Raw genomic sequence first — 11,934 nt, forward strand, 5'->3', positions numbered from 1 at the left:
AAGCGAGCCTATCTGTTCCTTTTCGTCGAGCGGCGGCAACCCACACAGTCGCCCGGGGCGGAGATCAGTGCTCGGCCGTCAGCTCGACAGAGCCGTGTTCAGACCGGAGCCAGGATCGCAAGGCGGCGGTCGCCCGGACGTCGTCCTCGTTGTAATCCAGGACGCGCTGCTGCGCGTGCGCCCGGATCTGTGCGTCGGCGGCATGCGCGGCCTCGGCGAACCAGGATTGCGAGTTGAGGCCACCGGGGGAGTCGTCGCGCCAGCTGAACCCGGCCCCCGAATGAGCAACCTTTTTCAGGCCGAGCCCGTGCACCCCGACGAAATTCTTCTTGACCGCGGTGAACAGGTCGACGTGAGCCGACTTGAGCAGCCGCAGAGCCTCGGCGAGAACGGTGTCGCCTGAGCGTTTGGCCAGCTTGTTCAGGTGCACCATCTCGTAGTCGGAGTAGTGATAGACCTTTGCGTCCGGGTTCTCATGCAACACCTCGGTCAGCCAGCTCATGGCCCGGACCGCGATCCGCGTCTCGTCTTGATCGTCCAAATCGTTGAATTCGCCGAACCACCGATAGTGCCCCTGCTGCCAGCCGTCGAGCCCGGATACCCAAAAGCCCCACAAATAGATCCGGTCATCGGCCGAGGTCTCGATATCCCAATCGATCTCGATGCCGGCCCCGGGCAGCCGGATCGCGCCGGTGGTGGTGCGCTCGAGCTCAACCCCACGGCTGATCATGCCGGCCCGCCGCGCGGCGAGAAGCAGCCTCTCCCTGGCGTGATCGCGGTGCCGGACCTCCGGCAGATAGCGGGGCAGCAGAACCTCCAGATCGGCGGTCGCCAGATCGTGGATGCTTTGAATACCCATGCTGCGCAGCACACTGATCTCGCGCACATCCAGTGGGGATTTGTCGATCCGCACCGACAAATCGTCGGTTCCCATGATCGGTGCGCAGCGGGCCCACCATTGGCAGGAGTTGCATTCCCGCACGTAGATCGGACGCACCACCGGGCCAGCGTCCGATTCGCCTTGCGAGCGCAGGCGGGCGGCCTTGGCCACGCTCACCCTGAAGCCGTGCTCGTGGTCGTAGCGTTCGATCGGCGAACGCAACTTCCATCCGGACGCAGCCGTACGCGAGAAGGTGCGAATCTGTTTGCGAGTCAATTGCACCCAGGAAATGGCCAGGGTGCCTGCTGAACCGGTATTGGTGACCAGGCCGAGCGCGGGAACCCCGGCCTGGCTGCCCTCGGTGAAGAAGGTCCGGCGCACGATATCGCTGCCGATGATCCCGGCGAGCGGATCGCCGGCCGACTGCCAACCGGCGGCCTCCAGAAGCCGCCAGAAATGGGCGAGCTGCAACTGATCGTTCTCGCGTCCGGTGCGCAGTTGGGCGTCCGCCAGGTCGAGGGCGTCTCGGGGGAAAGGGGTGCCCAGTGGGCTGGCGGCCAGTTGATGCGGACGCGAATGACGTTCCAGCATCCGTTTCGCCTTGACCTGAAGCGGCAGGTACCCGGGATGGCCACCGGCGCCATCGGCCCCGCGAATAAGAACGGTTGGACTGCCCCAGCGGTGCCCCTCGTAGTCGATCGGGAGTCTCGGGGCGATGATCAGCGGCACTCCGCCGGTCACCGCATCACGGGTGGCCTCCTGGATCACCATCAGGTCCTCGCCGTCCAGCAAGCGCAGATCGAGCGCGCTGGGCACCGTGGCCAGCCTGGCCAAGACCCGGTCGATCTGCTCGCGGTGGCTGAATCGATCCGCCTGCAGCTCGCTGCTGATCCTGACCCCGGCCATTGCGGTATCGCCGGGCAACGAAAGGGAGGTATCGAAGTGGTTCTGCACCTTGACCGGGCAGCGGATCGCCGCATAGGAGTCGAGCAGCACCGGGTGCGGCGGCAGACTCATTCCGCCCAGCCGCGGTGCATGGCGACGATGCCCCCCGTCAGGTTCTTCCACTGGACGCGCTGCCAGCCCACGTCGTTCATCATGTCGGCGAGCGTGTGCTGATCGGGCCAGGCCAAGATCGACTCCACCAGGTAGTCATAGGCCGGTGCGTTCGACGACACGGCTCTGAACCTGGGCATCACATGATTCATGTACCAGCGGTAGAGCGTGCGGAACGGCATCCAGGTCGGCGTACTGAACTCGCAGACCACGAGGCGTCCGCCGGGCTTGGTGACGCGCAGCAGTTCGGCCAGCCCGGCGCAGGTGTCCTGCACATTGCGCAGCCCGTAGCTGATCGTCACGGCATCGAAGCTGTCATCGGCGAAGGGCAGCGCCAAGGCGTCGCCCGCGACGAATCGCAGATCGGGGTAACGCCGGCGGCCCTCGCTGAGCATGCCGAGCGACAGATCGGTGGGGAATGCGATCGCGCCCGCCTGGGCGAGCGGCTCCGACGACGTGCCGGTGCCGGCCGCCAGATCGAGGATGCGCTCGCCGGGTTGCGGATCGATCGCCGCGATCACCGCCTTGCGCCAGGCCCTGACCTGGCCGAACGTCATGAGATCGTTCATCAGGTCATAGCGGCGTGCGACGTCATCGAACATAACGGCCACGTCGCCGGGTTCTTTATCGAGATCTGCTCGCATTGGCACCCCCCTACCTTGCCACATGTCCGCCGGAACCATCGAGCGCGTTGCTGTTCATCGGGATGCCGGACGCGGAACACGTTCTAGTGCTCGCCAGATGTCTCAAGATGCCCGGGCAGGCCGACGAGTTTGTCATCTGGCGCACACACAAGCGCGTTGGGCTCGGTGACGCACGGTCAAACGTCCATGCCGGGCGTGTCCCGCGGCAGCGGTGCTATGGTGATGGCAATCCATGCGGAGAACCGGGCGCAAATCCCGGGCTGACCCGCAACCGTGACTGGCCTGAAAACCAGAAGCCGGACCGATGCATGGAGGTCAATGAAAGAACCGTCTCGTCGCGGTAATGCGAGACTGGGTCAGCCCTCGGGCTCCCCACAGTCGCAACGTCGCACAGGGCTCGGGAACCGAGAGGCATTCAGATGCGTAGTCCCACTAGCTTCCTCCGTGCTAGCACGCCATCTGCGCACCCCTCGTTGCTCGCGGCATCTGTCAGGTCCATCGGGATGCGTCCACGGCGCTCACCGCTGGAACTGGACTCCGGCGCGAATCCACGGTCGCGCTAGAGGAGGCGAACTAACAGGACCCGGCACCTCACCAGGATGGATTTCCCTCCCAAATACAATCCATCATCACCACGCCCGCAGGTGCCGGGTTCTGTTGCGTCCGGAAACTACGGCGAGCGTGCCGGGCACCTGAGAAAACTCAGAACGCCGATTGCATCCATGCCGGACCTGCGGGATCCCAGGTTGGAAGCACGGTCCACAATGGAGGTCATGGCCAAGCGCGAGACGGTCCTGAAAGTGACCGACCTGACAAAGAAATATGGCGATCACATCATCGTCGACCGATTCAATCTGTCCGTGAGCTCGGGTGAGGCCGTCGCACTGACCGGACGCAACGGCTCGGGCAAGTCGACCGTCTTGCGCTGCATCATCGGGGCCGACCGGCCCAGCGACGGACGCGTCGAGGCGTTCGGACGCAAGGTCAGCGAAACCGACCCCCAGTTCCGCCGCGACGTGGCCACCGTGGTGGACGACCTGGACTTCTTCCCCGACCTGTCGGTTGTCGAACATCTCGACCTGTTGGCCCGCGCTCACGGCCTGGCGGACCCCGACACACTGGTCGACGAGGTCTTGGACGAGGTGCAGCTGGTGCCGCAGTCCTCCCAGTTGCCCGGCACGCTGTCCAGCGGCCAGCGCCGCCGGCTGGCCCTGGCGACCGCGCTGGTGCGTCCGCGCAAACTCCTGGTGATGGACGAGCCCGAGCAGCGCCTCGACGTCGAGGGTGTGGCCTGGCTGGGAGCCCGACTGAAACATGAAATGAGCAAAGGGTTGGCGATCGTGATGGCCAGCCACGAGCCGTCCCTGGTGAACGCGCTGGGAGCCAGAATCGTGCGGCTCGGCGAGGCGTCCGAGATGAGCGAGTCGCAGGCTGAGCCGGAGTATGAGTTGTGAGCCGTAACAGCAAACGCAATCGCCGTCAGTCGAAGCCCAAGGCTCAGCAGCCGCAGCAAACCGCGCCCGCCACCGAACTCGTGGTGGAAGAGCCGGTGACCTATGAGCGCACCGAGCCGTTCGCCGACGTCGAGGATTATGAGTCCGGGTTGGCCGACGAACGCCAACTTCGGCTGCTGATGAAGGACTGGCGCAAGGGACGCGCCACCCGCACGATCTGGGACATGATCACCGACGGCTATGTGATGATCTTCTCGCTGGTCATCATTCTCGCAATGATCATCAGCGGCATCATGTCGATTCAGCAGTCGGCCGCCGGATGCTCCACCTCGGGCTGTCTGACCTCGCGCGGACTGCTGCCCTGGCTGGTGCTGGCCCTGTTGATCGTCGTCGGGGTGAGCGTGTCCCGGATCTTCGGCCCGGTGATCGCCTCGGCCGCCGAAGGTTTCTGGCTGCTGGACGCCCCGGTGCGCCGCAGTCGGCTGCTGAACCGGCGGCTGTGGGGAGTCGTCATCGGTGCCGGAGTGATCGGCGCGATCCTTGGTGGCGCGATCACGATGGTCACCGGCCTCAGCTGGGCATCGATCGCCACCTGGGCTGCCGCCATCGGATGCGCCACCGCCGCGGTGGTGGCGTTGGCGGCCATTGAGCAGGCAGCCGAACGCACCACGGTGCTGGCCATCGTCCAGACCGTGGTCGGGTTGGTGGCGACCGTCGTGCTGGTGGCGATGATCTCGGTGGCCTCCGAGCTGCTGGTTCTGCCGATCGATCCGCGGCACACCGAGGAGTTCGGCATCGTGGTGCTTGCCGCCGCCGCGGTCTGCGTGGTGGTCTTTTCGGTCGTCGCCCGCCGCAAGCTGCACAACGTACGGCGCACCCGGCTGGTGTCGGGAGGCGATCTGCTGTCGGGCATGCAGGGCGCGATGTTCGCTTTGGACTTCGGATTGATGCGAGACATCGTGGTCAACCGCCGCTGGCTGACCAAGGGCCATGTGCAGCCGTCGAAGGGCCGGGCTTCGGGACGCGCGACCCTGGTCTGGCGGGAAGTCGATCGGGTGCTGCACAATCCGCGTGCCGTGCTGGTGCTGCTGGTGAGCGCCGTGGTGCCCTACGCGCTGCTGTCGATGGGCCTGGGCAACCTCACCCCGGTCATCACCGCCGTGGTTCTGCTGTTCGTCATGGTGCCCTTCTTCGATTCGCTTCGGGTGCTCAGCCGGACGAAGGGTCTGGCCCGCTGTTTCCCGATGTCGACCTCGCAGCTGAACGGTGCGTTGACGACGGTTCCCGCTGTCTTGGCGCTGATCTGGGGGCTCGCGGCCGGTCCGGCCTTCGTGCTGATCGGTGACCAGGACGCGACGTTGGCTGGTCTGGGCACCGGTTTGATGAAGGGCCTGATCACCGCGGCCGCCGGGTATATCGCCGCGATCCGCTGGGTGAGCGCGAAGTCGGCCGACTACTCCTCGCCGATGGTCGCCACCGGCTTCGGCGCCTTGCCTCCGGGCCTGATGTTCAACCTGCTGCGCGGATTCGACGTAATCGCGTTGATCACGCTGCCGTTGCTGTTCAACTGGAGCCCGTGGATCTCGGTGATCATCGCCGTCATCTGCTACCAGGTGCTGCGCTCGGGCGGCATCAATACTCAAGACCTGATGGAGCAGAACGCGGAGGCTCAGCGCGAACTTGCTGCGGCCAAGGGCGGAGCGTCCGGTTCGAAGGAGAAGATCAGCTACACCCGCACGCCGCGCCGCTAGCCGCAGCGCCGGACGTAGGCGGGTCGTGCGCGCAAACAATCGGGGCACTCAGGGTTTGGTTTGATCGTCGGACCGGCGGTCGGGCGCTGCCACGACCACCACCGATATGCTGCGCCAGATATTTGAAGCCGCGCCCGATATACCTGGCGCACCATTGCATTACGGGCGCACAAATCGTCGATGCGGACTAAACCAGGGCTAAACCTGAATCCGCCGATTTACCGCTGCTGCGCGATGGCGGCCATCGACGGAATCAGGCTCAACTCGGGTGACGAACGGATCCTCCGGTCGCGAGCCGCATCAGGTCGGTGTCGAGATCGATGTCGAGTTCGGTGCCACCGGCCGAGCCGAAGCTGTGCTGATAGCTCTGCCACGACTCGTCCTTGATCGCACGGGAGAATCCGCTTTGCATCAGCAGCCAGAGCTCGAACGCGGCGCGATCGATGCGCGTGCCCAGCTCGGTGGAGTTCCAGTCCTCGCTTGCGGCGAAGACCGAGGTCGGCACCGGCAGAGTGCGCAGATACGCGAACAGTGCCCGCATCTGGTCGTCGATCACCAGGGCGTGGCGTGCGCTGCCGGCGGTCGCGGCCAACACGACAGGTTTGCCGATCAGCAGGTCGTTGTCGAGCACCTGGAAGAACGAGCTGAACAACCCGCTCGGCCCGGCCTTGTAAACCGGGGAACTCGCCACGATTCCATCGGCGGCGCCCAGCACTTCCACGGCGTGGGTGAGGCCCGACCCGAGCAGGGTCGACATCATAGCGGTGGTGATCTCAGCGGCGAGCGAGCGCAGATCGATGACGTCGATTTGCAGCTTGCCGCCATGTTGCTCGGCCTGTTCTGCGACACGGCCGGAGATCCGGTCGGCCAACATCCTGGTGGACGACGGGTCGCTGGTGCCGCCGCTGATCACGGCAAGCCGGTAGGTTGTTGGTTCAGTCATGTCGATGACACTTCTTTCTTCTGCAAATGCGTCGCGGCAGCGAAGACGGTAGATGCATCGGGACCATTGGGTCTTGGATCATCCAGGGTCAGGTGGATTCTGACCGCTGCGTCGGTGCCGTGGCGAGGGACGTGCACAGGCGTTCCAGGTCGGATTGCTCGTCCGGGTTCAGCCGGGTTTTGACCAACCGGGCGACGGTGGACGCGTGCCGTCTGCCGGTGCGGCGCTGAGCCGCGCGTCCGGCTTCGGTGAGCGTGAGCAGCACCGAGCGTCCGTCATCCGGGTCGCGCCTGCGATCGATCAGGCCGCGGGCGATCAGCCGCTCGACCAGCCGGGACAGCGCCGGTTGGCTGAGCAGCACATGCCGGTTCAGGTCGCTGAGCCGCTGTGGATGATCGCACTTCGACAGCGTGTAGAGCACGTCGTACTCGCGTATCGTCAGCTCGTCCCAGATGTCGTCGGCGATGAGTTCGCGCATCACCACCGAGTGGGCGGTGAGCAGCGACTCCCACGCGTCGTTGGCGAGATGTTCGGCGGACCGGGTCATTGCTGCCCACTCCCTCAGATCAGGCTCGGGTAGGAGACCTGGCCCGATTCGCTGTCCTGATAGGGCGAGCCACCGGTCACATTGTCGCCGCGATTGGCGTTCGGACGCGGCTGCCGGGCGGGCTGGTCGCCGTACTTCGCCAACACCTGCGACTCGTGGGTCGGGGCCTCGGCCGATTCCGGATCCCTGCGGGACTCCAGTTCTTTCCGGAGCACCGGGATGACCTCTTCGCCGAGCAGATCGAGCTGGTTGAGCACCGTGGTCAGCGGCAGACCGGCATGATCCATCAGGAACAGCTGGCGCTGGTAGTCACCGAACGAGTCGTGGAAGGTGAGCGTCTTCTCGATCATTTCCTGCGGGCTGCCGACGGTCAGCGGCGTCATCTGCGTGAAGTCCTCCAGCGATGGGCCATGCCCGTAGACCGGGGCCTCATCGAAGTACGGGCGGAACTCCTTGACCGCGTCCTGCGACTTCTTGGCGAGATAGGCCTGACCACCGAGCCCGACGATCGCCTGCTTTTGGTTGCCATGGCCGTAGTGCTCGAAACGCTTGCGGTAGAAGTCGATCAGCCGCTTGGAGTGTTCGGTGGGCCAGAAGATGTGGTTGGCGAAGAACCCGTTGCCGTAGTAGGCGGCCTGTTCGGCGATTTCCGGCGTGCGGATCGAGCCGTGCCAGACGAAGGGCGGCACATCGTCCAGGGGCCGCGGGGTCGAGGTGAAACCCTGCAGCGGCGTGCGGAACTCGCCCTCCCAATCGACGACATCCTCGCACCATAGCCGGTGCAGCAGGTTGTAGTTCTCCAGCGCCAGCGGCAGGCCCTGGCGGATGTCGGCGCCGAACCATGGGTAGACCGGAGCGGTGTTGCCGCGTCCGAGCATCAGATCCATCCGGCCGCCCGAGATATGCTGCAGCATCGCGTACTCCTCGGCGATGCGCACCGGATCATTCGTGGTGATCAGGGTGGTCGAGGTGCTCACGATCAGCTTCTTGGTGATTGCGGCGATGGCCGCCAGCAGGGTGGTCGGCGATGAGGAGAAGAACGGCGGGTTGTGGTGCTCCCCGATCGCGAAGACGTCCATGCCGACCTCCTCGGTCTTCTGAGCGATCTGGACGATGCCCTTGATACGCTCCGCCTCGCTGGGCGTGTATCCCGACACCGGATCGCGCGTGATGTCGCTGACCGACATGATCCCGAACTGCATGATCGTTCCCCGTGTTCCCTTCACGAAACTAAATGCGTTTGCATGCATCTCAACAATCCGGGTGCCCTGTTATTCCCGATGCGACACAATGCGGGGAGTGCGAAATCTGCGGGGTAGCGATGCGCGTTCTGGTGCTCCGTGGTCGAGCTGGCTGCTGATAGAGGACACCAGCAGGACGGTTGCCGGTCCGGTTCGAGGCCCGGGTCGGATGAAGTGGAATGGGCCAATCATGTTGGTGCGCACAACAAGATATCGTGAGTGGTTTTTCCTCCTGACGAGTAAGAGCACCCACAACGGGGACAGCTGAGCAAGATATGCAGATGGTGATGCCGGGGCGGGCGATACCCTCTTACAGCGTCCCGCGCAGGGCCGCTTTCATCGGCGCGAACTTCGCGTCGGTCTCGGTCAACTCGGCATGGGGTTCGGAGGCGGCCACAATGCCGCCACCGGCGTAGAGTCGCATCCTGCGCGGATCGGTGCCGTCCAGTTGGCCGCAGCGCAGCGCGATCGCCCATTCGCCGTCGCCCTGAGCGTCGACCCAGCCGACGGGCCCTGCATAGCGTCCGCGATCGAGCTTTTCGTTGTCGGCGATGACTCGCCGCGCCACGTCGGTCGGCACCCCGCATACGGCGGCGGATGGATGAGCGGCTGCAGCCAGCGCGAGAGTGCTCACCTCGGCGTCCGACACCCCGCAGATGTCGGTGGCCAGGTGCATCACATTGGGCAGCGACAATACATAGGGCGCTTCCGGCACGTGCATGCTGAGCAATCGGCTGCCGAGCGCCTCCACCACGGAGTTGACGGCGAGTTGATGCTCCTCCAGATCCTTCACGGACGAGATCAGCCGGGCCGCCTGCTGGGTGTCGTCCACGCCGTCGAAATGCGGCACGGTACCGGCCAGCACCCGCGAGGTGATCAGGCCGCGCTCACGGCGTACCAGCATCTCGGGAGTCGATCCGACCAGGCCGTCGATCAGATAGTTCCAGCACGATCCGTAGCTGGACAGCAGCTGGCGGAGCAGCCACCGCGGGTCGATCTGCTCATCGCTGCGTGCCTCGATATCGCGGGCCAGGACGACCTTGCGGGCTTCACCGGCCCGGATCCGCCCGGTGGTGGACGCGACGATCTGCATCCAGTCGGTCTCGCTGACGCTGCCTGGGACGAACTGCAAGTTGTCGGGCGCGCACGGTCGCTCGGCAACTCGGGGCGGCAGCTCGGGGCTCACCCGGTCATAACCGAGCCTGGTGAGCCAGCACTGGCCCTGATGGCGTCCGACGATGACCTCCGGCACGATCAGCACGGACGAATAGTCGGTGTGGTCCGGGTCAAAGCAGAAGGTGCCGTAGGCCAGCGGCCCGGTGCCGAAGCTGCCGGGCATCTCCGTCTCGTTCTCGATCGCGGCGACGGTGGCCTGCCACCATTGGTCGGCCTCGGTCATCGAGGACCCTTCCCAGCGGGCAACCTCACCCAAGGCGACGAACCCTTCGTTGCCGCGAAGGAAACAGGCGTCCTCGACGCACATGAAATCAACCAGCGGGCCGGGGTCGTCGATCCAGATAGTTGACGCATGTAAACGAGATGACCCTGGGTTAACGATCACCCCACGAGATTACCCGATCCGGCGACGGCGATTGCGAGGCTAGACTGCCCGAGCAGGAACAGCCCGAGGAGGATGCCATGCCGCAAGGACCATCGTCGACCATCGGGGGGCCCCGGGCGTCCGCGATGACGATTGCTGAACCCGAACAGACCCAGCAGGCCGACGTGGTGATCGTCGGTGCGGGCCCAGGCGGATCGACGGCCGCGATCCTGCTGGCGCGCGCCGGGCTCGACGTTCTGCTGCTGGAGAAATCCGAATTCCCGCGCGAGAAGGTGTGCGGCGACGGCCTGACCCCACGGGCCGTGCGCATGCTCGGCCGGCTCGGCATCGACATCGGCCCGGATTCGGGCTGGATCCGCAACAAGGGCCTGCGCATCTATGGCGGACGCGTCGAGCCCTTCGACATGCCGTGGCCCGAGCTCAATTCCTTCCCCGACTTCGGCTTGGTCTGCCCGCGCTCGGTCTTCGACGATCTGCTCGCCGGGATGGCCGCCGAGGCCGGCGCCCGGTTGCACACCGGCGTGCGGGTCAGCGCACCCATCGTCGACGACCGGACGAAGCGGGTGCTGGGCGTGACCGACGTCAAAGGTCGCGAGTACCGGGCGCCGATCGTGATCGCCTGCGATGGCGTCTCGTCCAGGCTCGCGGAGGCAACCGGACGCTCGCGCCTGGCCTCGCGTCCGATGGGCGTGGCGGTGCGCAGCTACTACACCAGCCCGAAATCGGACCTCGAATGGATGGAAAGCTACCTCGAACTGTGGGACGGCAAGCCCGGCGAATCGAATCTGCTGCCCGGCTACGGCTGGGTCTTCGGGCTGGGTGACGGCACCGCCAATGTCGGGCTGGGCATGCTCGATTCCTCCAAGGCCTTCGGTAAGACCGACTACCGGCAACTGATGCGCAGCTGGCTCGACAACACCCCCGAAGAGTGGGGCTTCCAAGAACAGACCCGTACCGAGCCCATTCGCGGCGCGGCACTGCCGATGGCGATCAACCGGGCTCCGCTCTATAAGGACGGCCTGATGCTGGTCGGCGATTCGGCGGGCATGGTGAACCCGTTCAATGGTGAGGGCATCTCCTATGCGATGGAATCTGCCGAGATGGCGGCCCGCGCCATCGTGGACGCGCATGCCCGCGGCTTCGGAACTCCCGGCGCAGAACTGGCCTTCGCGTCCTACATCGGGCAGGTGAAGCAGGCCTGGGGTGGCTACTACCGGCTGGGCACCGTTTTCGTGAAGTTGATCGGCAACCCGCAGATCATGCATCTGTGCGTGACCTACGGTCTGCCCGTCAAACCATTGATGCGTTTGGTGCACAAGCTATTGGCACATCTGACAGATGAGCCGGGCACCGATTTAAATGATCATCTAATCAACTTATTGTCCAGGGTCGCGTTTTCGACATGACGATTCTGTCGTGATAGTACAGAATGGATCTTGATCGCCTTCAGGGGTTGATCGCGGAGAAAACCAGGAGAAGGGCGGGCTGACATGAACCCCTATATTCCGCTGGCCGGGTTGGTGGCTCTTGCCACGGTGTTTGTGCTTGTGGCTATCCCTTTGAGTGTGGTGATCGGGCCCGCGCGATACAACCGCACCAAGTACGATTCCTTCGAGTGCGGACTTCAAGCGACACCCCAGCCGGCCAATGGCGGACGTTTCTCGGTGAAGTATTACGTAACAGCAATGTTGTTTATTATGTTCGACATTGAGATCGTATTTCTTTATCCGTGGGCCGTGGCTTTCGGTTCGTTGGACACCCTCGCCGTTGTCGCCATGATTTTGTTCATTGTCACCGTCTTCGTCGCCTACTACTACGACCTGCGTCGTGGTGGCCTGGACTGGGACTGAGTCGGAA

At 64.7% G+C, this 11,934-nt stretch carries 10 protein-coding genes; 4 read left to right on the top strand and 6 right to left on the bottom strand.

Annotation, left to right across the window (positions count from 1 at the left end):
- Nucleotides 1-64: 64 nt before the first annotated feature.
- Both QQ658_RS01760 and QQ658_RS01765 read right to left on the bottom strand, forming a co-directional pair.
- Nucleotides 65-1,897, bottom strand: coding sequence for a TM0106 family RecB-like putative nuclease (locus tag QQ658_RS01760; RefSeq protein WP_286025973.1), 1,833 nt, complete (start codon nt 1,895-1,897; stop codon nt 65-67).
- The gene (locus QQ658_RS01765; protein ID WP_286027146.1) at nt 1,894-2,580 is read right to left on the bottom strand and encodes a demethylmenaquinone methyltransferase; all 687 of its coding nucleotides are present in this window, start codon (nt 2,578-2,580) and stop codon (nt 1,894-1,896) included. Before QQ658_RS01765 ends, QQ658_RS01760 begins: the two co-directional genes overlap by 4 nt.
- Nucleotides 2,581-3,344: 764 nt before the next feature.
- Here QQ658_RS01765 and QQ658_RS01770 point away from each other — a divergent pair.
- Both QQ658_RS01770 and QQ658_RS01775 read left to right on the top strand, forming a co-directional pair.
- Entirely contained in the window at nt 3,345-4,034 is a 690-nt protein-coding gene (locus QQ658_RS01770) for an ABC transporter ATP-binding protein (protein WP_286025974.1), read from the top strand.
- Nucleotides 4,031-5,785 carry a DUF6297 family protein gene (locus QQ658_RS01775; RefSeq protein WP_286025975.1) on the top strand — a complete coding sequence of 585 codons (1,755 nt, stop codon included), beginning with the start codon at nt 4,031-4,033 and terminating at the stop codon, nt 5,783-5,785. Before QQ658_RS01770 ends, QQ658_RS01775 begins: the two co-directional genes overlap by 4 nt.
- Nucleotides 5,786-6,044: 259 nt before the next feature.
- On the opposite strand, the gene QQ658_RS01780 is transcribed toward QQ658_RS01775, so the two are convergent.
- The 4 genes from QQ658_RS01780 to QQ658_RS01795 all read right to left on the bottom strand — a co-directional run bounded on the left by QQ658_RS01780 (nt 6,045) and on the right by QQ658_RS01795 (nt 10,077).
- Nucleotides 6,045-6,728 (bottom strand): CE1759 family FMN reductase, encoded by a 684-nt coding sequence (locus tag QQ658_RS01780; protein ID WP_286025976.1) that lies wholly within the window; start codon nt 6,726-6,728, stop codon nt 6,045-6,047.
- 88 nt (nt 6,729-6,816) lie between these two features.
- Nucleotides 6,817-7,275, bottom strand: coding sequence for a MarR family winged helix-turn-helix transcriptional regulator (locus tag QQ658_RS01785; protein WP_286025977.1), 459 nt, complete (start codon nt 7,273-7,275; stop codon nt 6,817-6,819).
- A 14-nt stretch (nt 7,276-7,289) separates the two neighbouring features.
- Nucleotides 7,290-8,477 carry an LLM class flavin-dependent oxidoreductase gene (locus QQ658_RS01790; RefSeq protein WP_286025978.1) on the bottom strand — a complete coding sequence of 396 codons (1,188 nt, stop codon included), beginning with the start codon at nt 8,475-8,477 and terminating at the stop codon, nt 7,290-7,292.
- Nucleotides 8,478-8,826: 349 nt separating this feature from the next.
- Complete coding sequence (locus QQ658_RS01795) at nt 8,827-10,077, bottom strand: isochorismate synthase (protein WP_286025979.1); 1,251 nt, start codon at nt 10,075-10,077, stop codon at nt 8,827-8,829.
- A gap of 125 nt (nt 10,078-10,202) precedes the next feature.
- Between QQ658_RS01795 and QQ658_RS01800 the strand changes: the two genes are divergently transcribed.
- Together QQ658_RS01800 and QQ658_RS01805 are read left to right on the top strand one after the other, a co-directional pair.
- On the top strand, nt 10,203-11,483 hold the full coding sequence (locus QQ658_RS01800; protein WP_286027010.1) for a geranylgeranyl reductase family protein: 1,281 nt from the start codon (nt 10,203-10,205) through the stop codon (nt 11,481-11,483).
- 84 nt (nt 11,484-11,567) lie between these two features.
- Complete coding sequence (locus tag QQ658_RS01805; protein ID WP_286025980.1) at nt 11,568-11,927, top strand: NADH-quinone oxidoreductase subunit A; 360 nt, start codon at nt 11,568-11,570, stop codon at nt 11,925-11,927.
- The last annotated feature ends 7 nt before the right edge of the window (nt 11,928-11,934 follow it).

The sequence above is a fragment of the Propionimicrobium sp. PCR01-08-3 genome (genome assembly GCF_030286045.1).
In the GTDB taxonomy this organism is placed as follows: domain Bacteria; phylum Actinomycetota; class Actinomycetes; order Propionibacteriales; family Propionibacteriaceae; genus Brooklawnia.